Here is a 17,986-nt window from a genome sequence, read left to right as displayed (position 1 = left end):
CTGCACGACCTGGCCGTTGCCCGGCCGACCACCGCGCAGACCGCGCACCCCGGGCACGGCCGTACGGCCGTGCCCGGGTTCCCACCCCATCTCGAAGGGAACCCTGATGGACCCGAACCCTGCCTCCGCCGCCCGCACCGCCCCGGTCGGCGATGGACGTCGGCTGCGCGTCGCCGTGGTCGGCGGCAGCCTGACCGGCCCCGTCGCCGCCCTGCTGTTGCTGCGGGCCGGCTGCGACGTCACCGTCTACGAAGCCATGCCGGCGTCCGCCCCGCGCGGCGGCGGGCTGATCGGCCTGGAACACACCGCGCTCGACGTGCTCGACCGGCTCGGGATCGCGCAGCGCGAGGTCGTCGCCTACGACTCCGAGACGATCCGGCAGATCGCGGTCCGCGACCGCCGGCCGCACCAGACGGTCCTGCGCACCTATCCCGGCCGCAACACCACCTGGACCCTGCTGCACCATGCCTTGACCGCGCGGGTTCCAGCGGGCGTTGTGCGCACGGGCATGCGGGTCACCGGTCTGACCCACGAGGGCGGCCGGCCGGTCCTGACCTTCGCCGACGGCCGCCGTGACCCGGCTGACCTGGTCGTGTTCGCCGACGGCCGGTCCTCGATCGGCCGTCGGCTGCTGGACCCCGCGCGGGTGTTGCGCTATGCGGGTTACGTCGCGCACCGCGGTATCGCCGACCGCGCCCCGCAGCCTGGCCTACGGGATTTTGTCCGGTTGGAGCCCTGCCCTGGCGTCCAGTTCAATATCGCGCCGGTGCCGGGCGGCTGCGACTGGACGTTCTACCTCGGCTGCACGACCGCCGAGTACGAGCGGCGTTTCGGTGCGGAGCCCACCCGGCGGGTGTTCGCCCTGCCCCGGCACATCACCCCGGCCGCCCGCGCCGATGTCGACGAGCACGCCGCGCAGCTGCTGCCGCCGGAGCATGCGGCTGTCGTGGCGGCCACCATCACCCGGATGGCCGTGCCGGTGCTGGACATCGACCCGCCCACCCGCATGGTGTGGCCGGTCGGTGACGGGCACGCGGTCCTGCTCGGTGACGCTCTCGCCCCGGTGCGACCGCACACCGCCCGCGGCGCCAACAACGGCATCGAGCAGGCCGCCGGGCTGGCCGTCGCGCTCACCCAGCACCGCCGCTACGACGCCGACATGCCCGCGGCTCTGCACGGATGGCAACGCCGGCACCTGCCGGCCGCCGTCGCCGCGGTACGGCACGGCCCGGTCATCGGCACCAAGCTCGGCCTCGGCACCCCTTAGCCCGCGCCGCCTCCACCGGGCCGAAGGGCCCCATGGAAGCTGCCCCACGCGGCATCCAGACCCGCGATCCCCTCACTCGCCCCCGCTGCCGTACCGGCCGGGGGCTGTTTTGTGTCTCCGATGCGAAAGGACCCGAGCCGATGGCTATCAGGACAACCAGCATGGTCTACGACGACCTCGACGGATCGACCGACGAGGTCGGCACCTACCAGTTCGCCTTCAACGGTGTGCGGTACGAGATCGACCTGTCCCGCCCCAACTTCGACCGGATGGCCGCCGCCTTCCAGCCCTTCATCGCCGTCGCCCGCCGCCTCCCGAAACCCACCACGACACCAACTCCACAGAAGGCCGGTGCCGGCCGCAATGCCGACATCCGACGGTGGTGGGCTACCCACTGGCGCGAGCACCAGCTACCCGAACCGCGCACCCGAGGGGCGATCCCGGCGGCCGTCCGCGACGCCTACACCGCCCGCTAGCCCCAATGCCGGGTAGTTAAGCGCGGCGGTGGCTGGTCAAGGGCGGCGTGTCGGTGCGGATGCAGGCAGCGGGACTCCGGTAGAGAGGTACGTCCGCCAAGACATGCCTCACCGCTGGGAGTCCCGCTGTTGGTTCAGTCTGTCATTGCGCGTGTGGTGCGGGTCGCTGCGGGCCCGTTCGCGCCGGGTCATCTGGGTGAGCTGACCCAGCAGGTGCCGTTCGAGATGGTCGATACGGTCCTCGCTCAGACGCGTTGTCTTCAGCGGCGGGTGCGGGATTTGCCCTCGCGGGTGGTGGTGTATCTGCTGCTCGCGGGCTGTTTGTTCGCTGAACTCGGGTATCGGCAGGTGTGGCAGCGCCTGGTCGCCGGCCTGGAGGGGTTGCCGGTCGCGGACCCGAGCGAGGCGGCGTTGACCAAAGCCCGACGCCGGCTCGGCCCGCAACCGTTGCGGGCGTTGTTCGATCTGCTGCGTGGCCCGGCGGCCAGCATGGCCGGGCCGGTGCGCTGGCGCGGGCTGTTGGTCTGCGCGATCGACGGCACCACCCTGTTCGCGGCTGACAGCGCGGCGAATCTGGCCCGGTACTGCAAGCAGCGCGGGGGCCGCACCGGCGGGTCGAGTTATCCGATGCTGCGGCTGGTCACGATCATGGCGTGTGGCACCCGGTCGGTGATCGACGCGGTGTTCGGGCCGATCACCTCCGGTGAGACCACCTACGCCAAAGACCTCCTCGCCCGGTTACCCGCCGGAGTGTTGTTGCTGGCCGACCGTAACTTCGCCGCCGGGCATCTCCTCACGATCGTGACCGGCCGTCAGGCGCATCTGCTGGTGCGGGCCAAGACCGGCCGGGGCGGTCCGAAACTGCCGGTACTGCACCGTCTGGCCGACGGCTCCTACCGGTCGGTGTTCGGCGGTCAGAGTGTCCGGGTCATCGACGCCGAGATCAGCATCAAGACCAAGGCCGGCGTGCTCACCGGTGTCTACCGGCTGATCACCACCCTGCTCGACCCGGACGCCTACCCGGCCACGGCGATCGTGCGGTTGTATCACGAGCGGTGGGAGATTGAGACCGCCTACCTGGAGATCAAGTCGAGCATCCTCGGCGGCCGGGTGCTGCGGGCCCGGACCCCGACCGGCGTCGATCAGGAGATCCACGCGCTGCTGATCACCTACCAGATCCTGCGCACCGCGATGGCTGATGCCACCAACAGCGAGCCGGGCACAGACCCGGACCGGGCCAGCTTCACCATCGCGCTCAACACGGCCCGTGACCAGCTCATCCACGCCGCCGGTGTCATCGCCGGCACCGTCATCGACCTGGTCGGCAGAATCGGCCGCCTCGTCCTCGCCGAGCTGTTGCCCGAACGGCGGCTCCGCGTCAACGCCCGCACCGTCAAACGAGCGATCTCCAAATACAACGCTCGCGGCCCGAACATCGACCGACACACCTACCAGGCCACCATCAGCCTCAACGTCCTCGCCGGGCCGGTCTTGACGACCAGCCCGGAACCTTAACTACCCCGCATTGCCGCTAGCCCGGCCGCTACGGGCCGCGAACCACGATCCGCCAACCGCGGTCCGGGGGCGTCGCGGCCCGTAGGCAGGGAGTTCATCCACACGACTTGATCCGGGCTCGGGTCGAAGCGTGCATGAGTGCACGCCCTCACCACATCCACACCCGATAGGCAGGAAGGAACCATCGTATGACCGACAGCACCACGAACCCGTCCACCCTGGAACGGGTGTTGACCGCGCTCGCCGAGCGCGGCCCGGCCACCGCCGCGAGCATCGCCGCGTCCGTCGGCATCGCCTACCCCACGACCACCCCCAAACTGCGGGAGCTGGAAAACGCCGGCTACGCCGAGCGGATCCGCACCGAGCAACGCACCACGCTGTGGCAGGTGACCGACACCGGCGCCACAGCCGCCGCGGCTGTCGCCGGCGGCAGCCGCATCCCGCCTGCCCCACCACCCGACGACGACCCCGCTGCAGACGATGCGCCACCGCGCGAGGGCGGCCCGCCGGAGGAGGACCTGCAGCCCAAGGCCGCCGCACCCGTCGACGACCGCCAGCCTGACGACCAGCACACCGATGACACGACGGCACACCACGACCACACCGGCACGGCGCCGCCGCAGCAGGCGGCAGTCCCGGCCGCGACGGTCGAGCAGACCCCCGAACAGCAGGCAGAGCCCGGATCGGAAGCACCGCCCGCGCGAGACAACCGATCGGCGCCGCCGCCCGGAGGTGCTACGCCGAGCAGCGATGCCAGCCAGGACCAGCCCGGCGACGAACCGAGCCCCGACGACCGTGCCAGCGTCTCGGAAGCCGCCTCACCGGTGCACGTCGCGCAGCCGCCACCCGCGCAGGCGGACCAATCGTCAGACAGCACGCCGCAGCGCGACGGACGCCGGACGTCGGCGCGGCCCCGACGCCGCAAGGGCGAGCTGCGCGACCAGGTCCAGGAGTTGTTGCGACGCCATCCGGACACCGCCTACAAGATCGCCGAGATCTGCAAGCTGATCAACCAGGCCCACGACGGCGACAACGTCAACAAGGCCAGCGCGGGAGCGGTGGCCAACGCCCTGGACAAGCTCGTCATCGCCGGCACCGTCACGCGACTGGACACCACGGTCGCGACGTACCAGGCCGCGTAGCGGCGCCCTCACCCGTGGCAGCCCGGGGGCGGGCGTTCGACGTTGGCGCGCTGACGCCTGCCCCCGGTGCTCCTTCATCCACAAGGAGCGATAACCAGTGTCTCAGACATTCACCTCTGTCCTCACCGCCGCGGGCGGGCTCCTCGCCGGGCTGACCGTCGCCGGGCTGTGGGCGCTGCGCCTGTGGACCCTGCTGACCCGCGCCCGGACCCGGCTGCGGACGCTGGACCGGGTCGTGGCGAACGCGCACACCCTGGTCGAAACCCTGCGGGTCGAACGCGACCGGTACCACCGGCAGGCGACCACCGATGACACCACCGGTCTACCCAACCGGCGGGCGGCGATCCAACGGCTGACGCACGCCGTCGCGACCTGCCGTGAGGTCGGTGTGATCGTTGTTGACCTCGTCGGGTTCAAGCTGGTCAACGACCGGCTCGGGCACCGGGCCGGTAACACCCTGCTGGCCCAGGTCGCCGAACGGCTCCGCCGACTGACCCGCACAGACGTGTTCGCCGCCCGGCTCTCCGGCGACGAGTTCACCCTCATCGTCCACGGCGGCCGTGACACCACGGCCGCGGTGGCCGACCGTGCCTGGTCGGAGGTCAGCCAGGTCCCGTTCGTCCTCGACGGCCGGCGCATCGACATCGTCGCCAGCGTCGGCTACACGAGCACCGGTCAGGCCGGCCACGATCCCGAGGCTCTGCTGCACCTGGCCGACATCGCCATGTACTGGGCCAAGGCCCACGGCGGTGTGGTGCACGGCTACGCCGAGCACATGGGAGACATCCCGAGCGGCGGTCGCCCCCGCGACTGGCCCACGCCACACCCCCGCTGACGCCACTGCCAAGGCCTGGCCCTTCCCGCTAGACCAGCCGGTCGCGGTCTCGCTGCAGCGGTTCGCCACCACCCGGGCCGGGCCCTGGCACCTGCCACGCCCTGGGCCAGGGCCTTGGCCGTTCCTGTCTCGGCGACACCTGGAGGCATCCATGAAGATCCGGTCCCTGGTGACAGCCATCATCGCGGTCATCGCCGTGTTCGTGCTCTGCGCCGGAGGGCTCGGTGGCCTGCTGACCGGCAGCGCCGCCGACACCTGCCTGCCGATTCACCCCTCTACCGAACCGACCGCCGCCCCGGCGACCACAGTCGGTGCCTGGCCGCCGGTCGATGGGTGGGACGGTGGGCAGGTCACGAACGCGGCGGCAATCGTCACCACCGGCGCCCGGCTCGGTGTCCCAGCCCGCGGCTGGGTCATCGCGGTCGCCACCGCGATGCAGGAAAGCAGCCTGCGGAACCTGCCCGGCGGCGACCGCGACTCCGTCGGACTGTTCCAGCAACGCCCCAGCCAGGGCTGGGGCACACCAGTGCAACTCCAGGATCCCGCCCACGCCGCGGAGCGGTTCTACGCCACGCTGCTCACGGTCAACGGCTGGCAGCGCATGCCGTTGACCGACGCCGCAAAGGCCGTACAGATCAGCGCCTACCCCGACGCCTACGCGACCTGGGAACACCCGGCGGCGCAGATGGTCACCGTCATCGCCGCCCGCGCCGACCTATCGGCGCACGGGCTGCCCGGGTGCGGGTCTGTAGGTCCGTGGACGCAGCCGGTGCTCGCCCCGGTCGGATCAGGGTTTCGCAGCCACGAGCGGCCTAGCCACGACGGCGTCGACCTCAGCGTCCCCCGCGGCACGACCATCCGCGCCGCGTCCGCCGGCACCGTCCGCACCGTCCGCTGCAACGCCATCCATCGCGGCACCGGACGCGAGTGGGGCTGCCACCGCGACGGCGACCCCCACCTCACCGCCGGATGCGGCTGGTACGTCGACATCCACCACCCCGGCGGGGTCATGACCCGCTACTGCCACCTGGACAAGCCGCCGATCGTCACCGTGGGGCAGCAGGTCACCGTCGGTGAGCCCATCGGCGTCGTCGGTTCCACCGGCCGTTCCAGCGGCCCCCACCTGCACTACGAGGTGCACCTTCGCGGCGACGCCAGCGCTGCCGGCGCGGTCGACCCCGTGCCCTTCATGGCCGGCATGGGTGCACCCCTCGGCAGCAGCCGTAACGCGCCGGCACATCGTCGATCCATCACCGACAGGAGCACGGCATGAACACCACGAACGATGACCCTGTGCACGGCGGCGAGCACGCCTGCGAAGCGGCCGGGACACTCGCCTTCGTCGCCACCTACGGCGCACCAGGTGTCGGGCAGGCATGGACCTGCACCACATGCGCGAGGCCCTGGTCGCGGATCAACGGCGTCTTCTCACCGGCCGAACACGGCGGACATCCTTCGCCCCGACGACGTCCAGTAGGCGCAGCCGACAAAGCGCCACCACCGGGCCGGCACACCCGACCACACCGCGTACCCCTCGCGGGCTCCGCACCCAACCAGGAGACAGCACCATGATCGACACCCGGCTAGTGCTCAAGTACTGCGGCGTAAGGATCGACGCTCACGCGCTCACCGACGCCTTCCCGGCTGGCACGGACCAGCCGACCGTGGCCTCGGAACTGCGCGACGTGCTCACCGCGCTCGCCAGCACCGAAACCCACATCACCCGACTCGTCCCGACCCTCCGCGACGCGCTGCGCGACGTCGAGCAGGTCCTCGCCGCCGGGCCCGACGACCGGATCCCGGTCATCGACTCCACCGGAGCCCTCCAGGCGCGGGGACCCCGCCTCGACGCACTGATCGGCCGACGGACCGCGCAGATCGAGCACCTCCGCGCCATGACCCGCCTCTGGGTAGCCCAGCACCCCACTGCGCAATCCCGCTGACCCGACCCCACCCCTTTCCAGGACGGTGACCCGCCGCGCGGCGGAGACCGCCCTGCACCACGTGATCCACACCGGCAACCGCCAGTCCCGCCCCCGCAGCCCCGCGCGTATGTCGCGGCCGGCAGCCTTAGCGCACAAGCCGAGTTCACCGCCTCCTGACCGACGGCGCCCACCGGCCTGCCCGGCATCGGCCGGCACAACACCGCCCTCTCGATGACCAGCCGCCGCTGACCGATTGCCTCGCCACCAGCACGCACAGCGGCTGCCCGAAGCCCGCCACGGCGACGCCGCCCAGCCACCCGTGGACCCCACAGCGCCTGCCGCTCTCGCGGCACCGCCCGCCCGCGCGGACAGCGGACCCCCCATCCCACGACCGACGGCCACCCGGCCCGCGCCCCCGCGCGGCACCCGGGTGGCCTTCCTATTTGGAAGGAACGGCCGCCATGACACCTCGAGTCTGGTGGCGGGTGTGCCAGGTCCTCCCGCTGGCCGAACACGCCGCCGCCACCATCGCCCACCACAGGACCCGACAGCAGTACGCAGCCGGCATGCCGGACCAGGCCGCGCTTATCTGGTCCCACGACGCCGACGGCGCCTGGCTCACCTCCAACGGCGTCCCCCGCTGGTACGACGCCGACGGCACCGCCCACCGCGTCCGCGCCGACACGTGGACCCACGCCCCCACCGGAGCCACCGGCAACCCGATACCCGCCCAGGACGGGCACGGCTTCCTGCCCCTCCGCAGCGGCCGGCGCGACCTCCTCGACCTGCTCCGCTTCGCCAACCAGCAGGGCATGCACTGGTTCGGTCTGCACCCGGACCCCACCAGCGACCACACCAACGACCGCTACCGCATCGCCCACACCCGCGGCGACATCACCCCACCGTTGGCCACCTGGACCCCCGCGACTGTCACCTGCCAGCAGGTCGGCGACGGTCAGTACCGCGCCATGGTCGCCGTCGACTACACCACCTGCGACGGAACTGGTCTGCTGTGCCGCTTCCCCCGCTTCGCCGTGCAACGCATGGCCACCCACCTCACCGACCTCCACCCCAGCGACATGCCCGGGGAACACCCCCGCCTGCGATTCGACGGCAACCTGGCCATCGTCGAATGGGAGCACGACAACGGCATCAACAGCCGCTGGATCGAGGACGATCGCGTACCGCCGGACGACAACGGCTGCTACGCCATCGGCGCCCACCAATGGCCGTGGCAGCTCGTACCGCAAGCACAGCCGTGACCTAGACCGACCGTTACCCGGTCTCGTGCCCGCTCAAGTCCGCGATCATCCGCGCGGGGTCGGCGTACAGGTCCATGTACAAAGATCGGTACGGCCGCAGACTGCACCCCGCCGAGTTCAGCCGCCGAACGACGACCGGCACCTCGACCTAGCGGACCGCCGTAGAGGATCTTGCGAGGGACTTGCGAGTGCCGTGACCACGAACGTTCACGGTGTCCAGCGGGCGGTAGCCTCGGCGCGGTGACGGAGGACGACCTCATGATCAGGCTCAGCCGATACGAAGCGCTGGTGCTCTCAGACTGGCTGCACCGGATGATGGACACTGCCGATTTCGACGAGTTGGTCGATCGCGATCGTGCGGTGTGGTCCCCGCTGTATCGCATCTCCGGGACGTTGGAGACCTCGCTGGCGGAGGTGTTCAGGCCGGACTATCCCGTCCGATTGCAGGATGCGAGGAATCGTTTACTGGATGCGCTTGGCGAGGTCGGGCGACCAACCGGCGAGGCATGCTGCTCAGGCAGCACATGCAGTGCGTCCCCAACGACGTTTCGGCGTGTTGGGTCCAGTCTGAGCAGCTGCTGACCTTCCTGATCACTTAGCCGCGCACACGTACAAGATCTGCCACCGCCGCAGCCTGACCCGCTGCGATACCGTCCGGTCTCGTACTCCAGCCGCACCTGGTGCGGTACTAGAGGCGGCACGGCGTGTCAACCAACACCGTGAACGTTCGTGGTCACGGCACTAGCTGTTCCGTCCGGAGAGGTTGGGGACGCGGCTGGCGGGTGGTTGGCCGTTGAGTGCGGTGTGGGCTCGGTGGTGATTGTAGGAGTGCAGCCAGTGGGGTAGGGCTGCCCGGCGTGCGGTTTCTGAGGGGTAGGGGCGTGCGTAGGCCCATTCCTCGGTCAGGGTGCGGTGGAAGCGTTCGACCTTGCCGTTGGTTTGTGGCCGGTAGGGCCGGGTCTTCTTCGGGGTGATGCCGGCTGCGGTGAGAGTTTCGCGCCAGAGCCGTGATCGGTAGCAGGAGCCGTTGTCGGTGATGACGCGGCGGATGGTGATGCCGTGGCTGGTGAACCAGGCATGGGCGCGTTGCCAGAAGGCGGTGGCGGTTTCGCGGGTCTCGTCGGTGAGGATCTCGGTATAGGCCAGCCGTGAGTGGTCGTCCAGGGCGGTGTGCAGGTAGCCGTATCCGATGACCGGGTTGCGGTGCGGGGTGCGGCTGGTCGTGGGATGGCGTTGGCTGTTGCGCCCGCCGATGCGGCGGCCGTGGACGCGCCAGCCGCCGCCGTCGGGGATGTTGCCAAGTTTCTTGATGTCGACATGGATCAGATCGCCAGGTGCCGGATGTTCGTAGCGGCGGATCGGCTGGCCGGTGGCCCTGTCGAGGTGAGCGAGCCGGGACACGTTCGCGCGGCGCAGCACCGCGTGGCAGGTCGAGGTGGGCAAGCCGAGCCGGCCGCCGATGCGGGCCGGTCCCCACCGTTTCTTGATGCGCAGGTGGAGCACTTTGCGTTCGAGCGGGCCCGGAGTGCGCCGTGGGCTGCGACGTGGCCGGCTGGACCGGTCGTGCATGGCAGCGGGTCCGCCGCTGCGGTATCGCTCGGCCCACCTGCGGGCGGTGTTGTGGCTGACCTGGAAACGATCGGCGGCACGCCGTAACGACCAACCGTCCTCGACCACGCATCGGGCCAGGCGTAGCCGGCCGAGCTCGGTCAACGGTGCGTTAGCGTGAGGCACGAGGACCTCCTGGGTGAAGCGGAACCTTCGACAAGCTCCACCTCACCCGGAGGTCCTCACCTTTTCAAGATCTGACCGTGTCACCAACGTCCATGTACGGAACAACTAGCCCAGCCGATCCTCTTGACGTGCGGATCTTCCGACGAGAATGCGTAGCCTTCCCGATGCTGCGGGTCAAAACCGCTGTCGGTGCGTCGGAATGATGACATTGTAAAAGATCCTCAAACCTAGCTACGATCCATCGCACTGTCCAGTGACGAATCGGGGATCTGTATGGGCGCAGAGCTACTGATCGCTGCCGTTGCGGCGCTCGGCTCGTCTGGCGTGGCTGCGGCGATAGCAAGCGCCGTGTCGCGTTTTGTAGGCAAGAAGGCGGGCAGCGTAGAGTCTGACCTTATTCAGACTCTGGGACTCCCCGAGAGAGCACCCAATTCGAGCGATGAAAAAAGCCCGCAAAATGGTGCGCACTCGTCACCGCCGGAACAGACAGAGCGCGAGTCAATAAACAACATCTTCGTCAATTTCGGAGATGACAGCGAGTCCGCGGAGGCAATAGCGGAAGTGGTCCGTCAGCACTCGGACGGCCACACACGTCTGATCGTTAAATACTACGCACAAGGCTATCAGCAGGCGCTGGCAACTTTCGTAGCTAGCCTTGTGTTTGCCGTCGCAGGGTTCGGAGTGGTCGTATGGGCGTGCGTGTATCTCTTCCAGCATCCAGATGAACCGGAGCCAGCGGGCGTGCTCGGAGCAGTCGGCTTGGTAAACCAGGCGATCGGATACCTGTTCTTCCGACGAGCGGATAAAGCACGCGAGCTCATGATAAGGCTGATCGACAAGTTGCGCGAAGATCGCGATCGAGAGATTCACTTCATCGCCGGCCTCGCCTCCGCTGCGGCCATCAAGACCACTTCGCTCCGCGACGCCGTGAAGGTCGCCACAGCAACGGCACTCTTAGGTGTCTCAATTCCAGTTACTGAACTAGAATTGCTGGCAGCCCGCGCGTCCGACGACGGTGAACGCGCGGCTCCCCGAGTTCATATTGATGCGCGGCCCGAGGGTAACGGATCGAAGCCCGATGGGAGTCGGGATTCGACCAGTGGATTGACAGCTACCTCCTAAGTCACCGCCTACTAAAAATGCGTCGAGCCCGATTGAAAACTAACGCCCGACCATCGGATCTAGCCGCCTGCCGTGTGCGTCTACGCAGTCGGACAGTAGCAGCAGGGGCGAACGGTGGCGGATTCACGGGCGTTCATGACCGGATAGCGCCTAACCAGGTGACGAAGGCTCCCATCCTCTCGGCAGCCCAACGCTCTCGACCGAGGGATCCGTACCAGCGGCCTTCTGCTAGCTCGAAGCGCCAGCGCATCAGCAGGCTGGGCCGATAGGGCGCGAGTGCGAAACCCCACTGCCTCGCGAGTGCCTCGGCCTCACTGATCACGCGGTCGATCTCACCCGGCGTGAGTCTCAGCTCAGTGGTGGCGGCAGCGACCACCGCTTGCTGTACCACAACGCTATGCGCAGGGACGACGTCATCGCCGGACACCACGTTTCCCAGCTCCCGATGGATGATCCGCGATACGTCATCGACTGTGACCCCGGAGTCGGCACGGACATGTCCCATCACCCGCTGAGAGAACAAGCGAATCTCCACCGGACCGAACCGAGTCTGGCGCAGCCGGCCGATCACCACGACGAACGCGCCCTCCAGCACCGCGGCACATGCCGTCGCATCCTGCCCGGCTCGTGACTGCAGTCGACGCGCTAACGAACGATCCCCGAGCAGCACGGCGTGCAGGAAATGCCCCTGCGGTGTGGTCAGTCCGCTGGTCCGCCCGACCGTCACGCCCGAAGCCTACGACCGACCTGCATGTGAACCTCAACCGCGACGCTGTGTCCTCGTCTGCGCAGGTCAATCGAGCAGGTGGCCGCCGTACCAGGTGCCGGCGGGCGTGAGCTCTGCGGACCTGGTCACCATCTGGCAACTGACCATCCGCTTCAGCAGATGGCCGCACGTCCCGCCAACGAAGCCGCTGCCCATGGGGTCGATGCGGCAACGGCTGCTTACCTGGCCATCCACCGGATCTCCCTGTCCGCTGCCGCCCGTGGACGACTTGATCTCACCGCAAAGTCGAGCGTCCATCGGTGCGGTCACCGCCGGACCCGACGGTAGGACGGCTCCCAGGCCACGGCGGCACGCCGGTGGTGACCACCCACCGATCCACTCCCTGGAAGGAGACCCATTCGATGCTGCCCACCGCCCCCGCCGAGGTGCCGCACGACGTCACGGACGTCCTGCTGTGGCGCATGGCCATGCGCGTCACCGCCGATCACCAACCCGACCCGCACCGCCGCGGCCGGTGCGGCAACCTGCGCTGCGTGCACGAGGTGTACCCGTGTCCACCGTTGCGGGACGCACAGCGGGCACAGGACGTCGCCCGCCGCCCCCGACGGTTCCTATCCGGACGTGCGCAGGTTCCGGCCGTCGCCGTTGTCGCGCAAACCTTCGTCGGCTGGTTCCGCCCCACGCGCCCCGCCCCTGCGGTGAGCCGGTCCGCGCCGATGCGGCATCCCGTGACGGCTGCCGTACGCCTCGCCGCGTGACGGCCGGGACCTCACCACATCCATGCCCCGCCTACAGGTAAGGAGAACCGCATGCCTGCCTCCGACGAATACCTCCGACGCCAGCAGAAGCACATCCACGACGTCGGCTGGTCGGTGACCGCTGTCGTGCCGGAGCCCGGCGACACCGACGCCACGTTCGCCTACACCGTCGGCCTGACCGAACGCCACCTTCCCGAGCTGATCATCGCCGGACTCCATCCGCTGATCGCCCACGAACTGCTCAACGACCTGGCCCACCGCCTACACGGTGGTGTGCCGCCACTGGTTCACGATCAACGTCTCGACGACCTCATCGTCGGCTATGACGTAACGATCGTCGACGGGCTGGCCACCGAGGCGCTGCATCCTGGCACGGCCTACGCCCGATACGGCAAGGACCGTGTGCGCCTGCGGCAGATCGTGTGGCCGGACAAGCACGGGCGCTTCCCGTGGGACGACGGCTACGCCTACCCGCCACACGTCCAACCACTGCTCGCCCGCCCCTAGCTCAATTACTCGGCCTGGCAGCCGCACACCAGCCGTCATCCGTCGCGGGCCAGCGGGTGCTCGCAATCAACCCGCCCCACGCGCCCCGCGTGGGGCTTGTCATGCCCGACACGAGACCACCCATCCCGCCCACCTGTCGCCGCGAGGACGGGCCGCCTGCAGCCAGGCACGCCGCCACCACGTCCTCGCGAGCTGACGATCCTCCTGGGAGAACACGATGCCTCCATCGCACAGCCCGCTGGTGCGGGTCTGCACCCTGTTCGGCTACGACCTCGACGAAACCGCCCTGCTGGCCGACCCGCGCGTCGCCACCACCGACATTCAGTCCGCTCGACTCTGCGCGGTCCTGATCGAGCACGTCACCGGCATTACCGATGCTCACCTGCGATACACGATCAGCCAGGACCCCGACGACCTCGACGGAATCGTCGCCGACACCGTCACCGCGATCGGACGGGCGTGGCGGGCCATCGCGATGCTGCTGGCCACCGCGGTCGGCGTCGGGGCCGCCCGGCAGCTCACCCCGACCGGCAGCCGCGACGCCGACGGGGAGCCGTGGCGTCCCGCCGTGGTCCGGATCTCCGGCACGCACGGCGGCCCGTACCCGTGCCAGATCGGGCCGCCGCGCTGGAACGGCTGGGACAGGCCCCGCTTCACCCGAGACGTGGTCGCGCGCCTGATGGCCGATCTGGACGCGCAGTGGCGCCGCGACGGATCGCTGCCCGACTTCCTGCCCGGACAGCTACTCGCCAGCGGCGACGTGCTCCTGCTGCACGACGCAGGTGTGCGGGAGTTCGTCGGCCCGGACGACGATGACCTGTTCGCTGTCGGTGCCGGCACGTGGAACTGGGAGGAGTGGCCTGACTAGCGCCCTCCACTGACGCGGCCACGGCACCGGTAGCCGCCGGTCCTAACGAACCGCGCAGATCCGCAGCCAGCGCCATCCGATGCCCGTCAGCCGCCACCACACGAACCTGCTGCCCGCACCGGCGTTGCTGAACGAACGGCGCGAGCGGCACCGCTCCCGCGGTATCCGCGGCGCGTTCTGTAGCTGACCGACGCCTCACTCCGGCACCACCACCGGTAGCCCGCCACGCCCCGTATCCGAGGGCCCGTCCGGCGGCGCCGACCAACTTTCCCGTTCCGGGAGGTGGCCGCGCCGGAGGCGGGGCCACCTCCTGCCCATTCCGACAGGAGGAACACCATGGACCCTCATCCCGCACCACCGCCCACCAGCCGCGACCAGGACGTGAGCGCCGTGGCGGGTGACGGTGGTCGTGTCCCCGCCGCACCAACCGGCGGCGTCCGAGGACCAGCGATGACGACACCGACAGCGGGCACACCCACGCCCGGCGGGTCGGCCACGAGCAGCGGCATCAACGCGGTCAGCGGACTACCGAGACTGCGCGCCGGGGAGTTGCAGAACCAGGTCCTCGCCGTCCTGGCCCACGCCAGCAGCGCGATGGACGTCGGTGACATCGCCGCGGTACTGGTCGGCCGGTCCTCCGGCGCGATCGGTCAGGCCTGCGACCGGCTCACCGAACGCGGCCACGCCGACCTACTGCCCGGCTCACCCAAGCGATACCGCATCACCGCGGCCGGTACGGCCGAACACCAGGCGAACCCGACCCCCATACCGTCGGCGCAGCCCCAGCCGGCTCGACCGGCCTCCGCCACCGCACCGGCAACCCCCACCCCACCACCGCCGTCGGCCACCAGCGCCACCCAACCGGCCACCACAACCCATTCGACGGCGGCGCCGGCGGGGCCGCGTAAGCCGACCAGCGGACCGGTGCGGCGCCCCAACGGGCAGCTGTACTACCCGCGGCTGCTGGCCAAACGCCCCGACGTCGACGTGCTGCGCGACCTGCGCGACGCCGACGTGCCCGTGCTGCTGTACGGGCCACCCGGCACCGGCAAGACCTCCCTGATCGAGGCCGCGTTCGGCACCGACCTGTACACGGTGCCCGGCGACGGCGACACCACCGTCGGCGACATCGTCGGGGACTACGTGCCCACCGACAGCGGCGGCTACGAATTCGTGCCCGGCCCGCTACCGCAGGCGATGGAAGCCGGCGGGGTGCTGTTCATCGACGACGCCACCCTGATCCAGCCGAAGGTCCTCGCCGTGGTCTACCCGGCCATGGACGGCCGCCGGCAGATCATCCTCAAAGCCGCCGCCGGCCGGGTCGTCACCGCCGCCCCCGGCTTCTACATCGTCGCCGGCCACAACCCCGGCGTGCACGGCGCCGTGCTCACCGAAGCCCTCTCCTCCCGGTTCTCCACCCAGGTCAAGGTGTCCTCCGACTACGACCTGGCCGCCGCGCTCGGCGTCGACTCCCGGATGGTGCGCGCCGCCCGCAACCTCGCCACCCAGTACGACAGCGGCGAAATCGGCTGGGCACCCCAGCTACGGGAACTGCTCGCCTTCAAACGGATCACCGACGTTCTCGGCATCGACACCGCCACCGCGAACCTGATCGGCCTCGCCCCGGTCGAGGACCGCGACGTCGTCCACAAAGCCGTCGGCCAAGCCTTCGCCAAAGCCAAGATCCTGCCGCTGGCCCTCGGCAACCAGCTCTAAACCCACTGATCTAGGAGGGCAGCACCATGTCCCTGTCGCAGCACCTCAACGCTGACCCCGACGCCGCGTCCACACCGCTGCCGGCAGACCACGCCTGGCTGCACCTGTCCGCCGCGCTCAGCGCGCACATCCCCCCGATCGCCGGACGCGAGGACCTGCTCGTCGTCATCGAACCCGGCGCCGCCGGCGGCGCACCCGCCTGCTTCATCCGCGAACAAGCCACCATCGAAATCGACGGCACCTACCTCGGCGTCGACCCCCGCCACGTCGACCCCCACGACCCCGACGCCCGCGAACAGTACCCAGTCGCATGGGGGCTACTGGTGCATGAGGCCGCCCATTCCCAGCACACCCGCTGGGCCTTCGGGTCCGGACCCGCCCGAGTTGCCGAAGCCGCCGCGCTGCTGGAGGAATCCCGCATCGAGGCCGCCCAACTACGACGCCGGCCCGGCGACCGCCGCTGGCTACGCGCCGCCGTCACCACAATCCTGCTCGACGACATCCCCACCACCGACGACCCGTGGGCGGCCGCCGCCAGCGCCGCGCTCGTCCTCGGCCGCGTCGACGCCGGTGTCCTCGACCCCGACGAGGCAGACCAACTCCGCGCAGCGGTCAGCCGGATCCTGCGCCCGGCCCTGCTCGGCACCCTCACCCGGCTTTGGCAGGAAGCCCACCAGGTGCCCGACGACGACACCGACGCCATGCTCGCCCTCGGCCGACGCTGGTGCCACGCCCTGGGCATCGACCCCGACACCACACCACCCACCCCCAGCCAAGCGGGGCCGGGCAGCCCAGGACAGGGCGGGGGTGGTGGTTCCGCCGGTGGAGGTGTGCTGCGCAACGCCGCGAGCAACGTCGTCGGTGCCGTGGCCCGCCACGACGCCGAAGCCGCCCAAACCGCCGCGGCCGCCGCCGCCCGCGCCCAGCAACGCGCCGCGCAGCGCCAAGCCGAAGCCAACCAGCGCACACGATCCCAGGACGCGGCCGCCACCGTGTTCGGCACCAGCACAGATGCCGGTGGTGGAGGCGGCGCCAGTAGCAACGGGTCGCCGCTGGTGCGCACACGGCCACCCACGCCGCGGACCCGCCCACCCGACAACGACGAACGTGCCGCCGCCCGTCACCTCGCCCGCACCCTGCGGCAAGCCGCCCACCGGGAACCGACCGACACCGTCATCACCTCGACCACACCACCGGGACGGCTCGTCACCCGCGCCGCGCTCACCGCCGACGCCCAACGCGCCGCCGGGCAGCTGCCCACCTCCCAGCCGTGGCGGCGCACCGAACGCCGCCGCACACCCCAACCACCGATCCACGTCGGCATCGTCGCCGACGTGTCCCCGTCCGTGGACGCGTTCGCCGGACCGATCGCCTCCGCGGCGTGGATCACCGCTCAAGCCACCGCCTGGGCCGGCGGCACCAGCGCCACCGTCACCTTCGGCCAGTACGTCACCGCCGTCACCCACCCCGGCCAGCCACCGGCAAAGGTCCGCCTGTTCGCCCGGGAAGGCCACACCCAAGGCTTCCCCCTCGCCGTCGACGCTCTCGACGCCGCCCTCGGGCTGGCCGATCCACGCGCCGGAGCACGGCTACTCGTCGTGGTCAGCGACGGCGAGTTCACCAGCAGCGAACTGATCGACGGGCAGGCACGCCTGGACCGCCTCGTCCGCGCCGGCTGCGGACTGCTCTGGCTCGGCCCACCCGACGCCCGACCACTCGCCGGCGCCCACGCCACCGTCCTCGGCAACCCGGCCGACGCCGGGCGCCTCATCGCCCGCGCCGCCGCCACCGCGCTGCGCAACACCTGACCGCAGCCAGGTCGGCGCCGCCTGTCTCCACTCTCGGTGGGGCCGGCGGTGCCGACCTGGCGGTGTGACACGTCGGCGGACAACAGCGCGCACCCGCCCCATCCTGCCGAGTGAGAGGTCGAGCCCTTTTTACGTTGCTGGCCAGACACGACGGCCTCAACAGCGCAATTCCTGAGCCAGCTTGCCAGCAACCTGCCACGGACGATCGAGAATGGTCGTCGACACGAAGCTCGGGAAACATGCCACTTGCGCGCACCTGCGATAATGTACCGCGAGGGCTGGACCAAGTCGGAGGGCAGCGAGTTGAGTAGCTTGGTCTACTTC

Annotated in this window: 18 protein-coding genes; 15 read left to right on the top strand and 3 right to left on the bottom strand. The window is 70.0% G+C overall.

The window, feature by feature from the left end; genetic code table 11:
* Window positions 1–106 precede the first annotated feature (106 nt).
* The 9 genes from O3597_RS25845 (at window position 107) to O3597_RS25805 (ending at window position 9,004) form a co-directional block, all read left to right on the top strand.
* Window positions 107–1,267, top strand: coding sequence for an FAD-dependent monooxygenase (locus O3597_RS25845; RefSeq protein ID WP_281602652.1), 1,161 nt, complete (start codon window positions 107–109; stop codon window positions 1,265–1,267).
* A gap of 140 nt (window positions 1,268–1,407) precedes the next feature.
* Window positions 1,408–1,743 (top strand): Lsr2 family protein, encoded by a 336-nt coding sequence (locus tag O3597_RS25840; protein ID WP_281602651.1) that lies wholly within the window; start codon window positions 1,408–1,410, stop codon window positions 1,741–1,743.
* 153 nt (window positions 1,744–1,896) lie between these two features.
* Window positions 1,897–3,258, top strand: a complete 1,362-nt coding sequence (locus tag O3597_RS25835) for an IS4 family transposase (protein WP_281602650.1) — start codon at window positions 1,897–1,899, stop codon at window positions 3,256–3,258.
* 188 nt (window positions 3,259–3,446) lie between these two features.
* Entirely contained in the window at window positions 3,447–4,400 is a 954-nt protein-coding gene (locus O3597_RS25830) for a hypothetical protein (protein ID WP_281602649.1), read from the top strand.
* Between the two features lie 97 nt (window positions 4,401–4,497).
* On the top strand, window positions 4,498–5,235 hold the full coding sequence (locus O3597_RS25825; protein ID WP_281602648.1) for a GGDEF domain-containing protein: 738 nt from the start codon (window positions 4,498–4,500) through the stop codon (window positions 5,233–5,235).
* Between the two features lie 151 nt (window positions 5,236–5,386).
* Complete coding sequence (locus O3597_RS25820) at window positions 5,387–6,508, top strand: M23 family metallopeptidase (RefSeq protein ID WP_281602647.1); 1,122 nt, start codon at window positions 5,387–5,389, stop codon at window positions 6,506–6,508.
* A 295-nt stretch (window positions 6,509–6,803) separates the two neighbouring features.
* Window positions 6,804–7,178 (top strand): hypothetical protein, encoded by a 375-nt coding sequence (locus O3597_RS25815; RefSeq protein WP_281602646.1) that lies wholly within the window; start codon window positions 6,804–6,806, stop codon window positions 7,176–7,178.
* A 443-nt stretch (window positions 7,179–7,621) separates the two neighbouring features.
* On the top strand, window positions 7,622–8,422 hold the full coding sequence (locus O3597_RS25810) for a hypothetical protein (RefSeq protein WP_281602645.1): 801 nt from the start codon (window positions 7,622–7,624) through the stop codon (window positions 8,420–8,422).
* A gap of 240 nt (window positions 8,423–8,662) precedes the next feature.
* On the top strand, window positions 8,663–9,004 hold the full coding sequence (locus O3597_RS25805) for a hypothetical protein (protein ID WP_281602644.1): 342 nt from the start codon (window positions 8,663–8,665) through the stop codon (window positions 9,002–9,004).
* Between the two features lie 159 nt (window positions 9,005–9,163).
* Here the strand turns inward: O3597_RS25805 and O3597_RS25800 are convergent, their stop codons facing one another.
* Window positions 9,164–10,156, bottom strand: coding sequence for an IS481 family transposase (locus O3597_RS25800; RefSeq protein WP_281602643.1), 993 nt, complete (start codon window positions 10,154–10,156; stop codon window positions 9,164–9,166).
* Window positions 10,157–10,429: 273 nt separating this feature from the next.
* Between O3597_RS25800 and O3597_RS25795 the strand changes: the two genes are divergently transcribed.
* Window positions 10,430–11,278, top strand: a complete 849-nt coding sequence (locus O3597_RS25795; RefSeq protein WP_281602642.1) for a hypothetical protein — start codon at window positions 10,430–10,432, stop codon at window positions 11,276–11,278.
* Window positions 11,279–11,411: 133 nt separating this feature from the next.
* Here the strand turns inward: O3597_RS25795 and O3597_RS25790 are convergent, their stop codons facing one another.
* Together O3597_RS25790 and O3597_RS25785 are read right to left on the bottom strand one after the other, a co-directional pair.
* Window positions 11,412–12,005, bottom strand: a complete 594-nt coding sequence (locus tag O3597_RS25790) for a hypothetical protein (RefSeq protein ID WP_281602641.1) — start codon at window positions 12,003–12,005, stop codon at window positions 11,412–11,414.
* Between the two features lie 66 nt (window positions 12,006–12,071).
* Window positions 12,072–12,314: a hypothetical protein gene (locus tag O3597_RS25785; RefSeq protein WP_281602640.1), complete on the bottom strand. Its 243-nt coding sequence runs from the start codon at window positions 12,312–12,314 to the stop codon at window positions 12,072–12,074.
* A 92-nt stretch (window positions 12,315–12,406) separates the two neighbouring features.
* Between O3597_RS25785 and O3597_RS25780 the strand changes: the two genes are divergently transcribed.
* The 5 genes from O3597_RS25780 to O3597_RS25760 all read left to right on the top strand — a co-directional run bounded on the left by O3597_RS25780 (window position 12,407) and on the right by O3597_RS25760 (window position 17,662).
* Window positions 12,407–12,763, top strand: a complete 357-nt coding sequence (locus tag O3597_RS25780) for a hypothetical protein (RefSeq protein ID WP_281602639.1) — start codon at window positions 12,407–12,409, stop codon at window positions 12,761–12,763.
* A 51-nt stretch (window positions 12,764–12,814) separates the two neighbouring features.
* Window positions 12,815–13,270, top strand: a complete 456-nt coding sequence (locus O3597_RS25775; RefSeq protein ID WP_281602638.1) for a DUF4262 domain-containing protein — start codon at window positions 12,815–12,817, stop codon at window positions 13,268–13,270.
* A gap of 217 nt (window positions 13,271–13,487) precedes the next feature.
* Entirely contained in the window at window positions 13,488–14,138 is a 651-nt protein-coding gene (locus O3597_RS25770) for a hypothetical protein (RefSeq protein WP_281602637.1), read from the top strand.
* A gap of 450 nt (window positions 14,139–14,588) precedes the next feature.
* Window positions 14,589–15,854, top strand: a complete 1,266-nt coding sequence (locus tag O3597_RS25765; RefSeq protein WP_281602636.1) for an AAA family ATPase — start codon at window positions 14,589–14,591, stop codon at window positions 15,852–15,854.
* A 26-nt stretch (window positions 15,855–15,880) separates the two neighbouring features.
* Window positions 15,881–17,662, top strand: a complete 1,782-nt coding sequence (locus tag O3597_RS25760) for a hypothetical protein (protein ID WP_281602635.1) — start codon at window positions 15,881–15,883, stop codon at window positions 17,660–17,662.
* Window positions 17,663–17,986: the final 324 nt, after the last annotated feature.

It is taken from the genome of Verrucosispora sp. WMMA2044 (genome assembly GCF_027497155.1).
Lineage (GTDB): Bacteria > Actinomycetota > Actinomycetes > Mycobacteriales > Micromonosporaceae > Micromonospora > Micromonospora palythoicola.
This window is presented reverse-complemented; position numbering and strand designations above follow the sequence as displayed.

What these genes read in the sequence shown, in the direction of transcription:
- O3597_RS25845 (WP_281602652.1), top strand. Translation starts at nt 107, where the DNA reads ATGGACCCGAACCCTGCCTCCGCCGCCCGCACCGCCCCGGTCGGCGAT.
- O3597_RS25840 (WP_281602651.1), top strand. Translation starts at nt 1,408, where the DNA reads ATGGCTATCAGGACAACCAGCATGGTCTACGACGACCTCGACGGATCG.
- O3597_RS25830 (WP_281602649.1), top strand. Translation starts at nt 3,447, where the DNA reads ATGACCGACAGCACCACGAACCCGTCCACCCTGGAACGGGTGTTGACC.
- O3597_RS25820 (WP_281602647.1), top strand. Translation starts at nt 5,387, where the DNA reads ATGAAGATCCGGTCCCTGGTGACAGCCATCATCGCGGTCATCGCCGTG.
- O3597_RS25815 (WP_281602646.1), top strand. Translation starts at nt 6,804, where the DNA reads ATGATCGACACCCGGCTAGTGCTCAAGTACTGCGGCGTAAGGATCGAC.
- O3597_RS25810 (WP_281602645.1), top strand. Translation starts at nt 7,622, where the DNA reads ATGACACCTCGAGTCTGGTGGCGGGTGTGCCAGGTCCTCCCGCTGGCC.
- O3597_RS25795 (WP_281602642.1), top strand. Translation starts at nt 10,430, where the DNA reads ATGGGCGCAGAGCTACTGATCGCTGCCGTTGCGGCGCTCGGCTCGTCT.
- O3597_RS25780 (WP_281602639.1), top strand. Translation starts at nt 12,407, where the DNA reads ATGCTGCCCACCGCCCCCGCCGAGGTGCCGCACGACGTCACGGACGTC.
- O3597_RS25775 (WP_281602638.1), top strand. Translation starts at nt 12,815, where the DNA reads ATGCCTGCCTCCGACGAATACCTCCGACGCCAGCAGAAGCACATCCAC.
- O3597_RS25770 (WP_281602637.1), top strand. Translation starts at nt 13,488, where the DNA reads ATGCCTCCATCGCACAGCCCGCTGGTGCGGGTCTGCACCCTGTTCGGC.
- O3597_RS25765 (WP_281602636.1), top strand. Translation starts at nt 14,589, where the DNA reads ATGACGACACCGACAGCGGGCACACCCACGCCCGGCGGGTCGGCCACG.
- O3597_RS25760 (WP_281602635.1), top strand. Translation starts at nt 15,881, where the DNA reads ATGTCCCTGTCGCAGCACCTCAACGCTGACCCCGACGCCGCGTCCACA.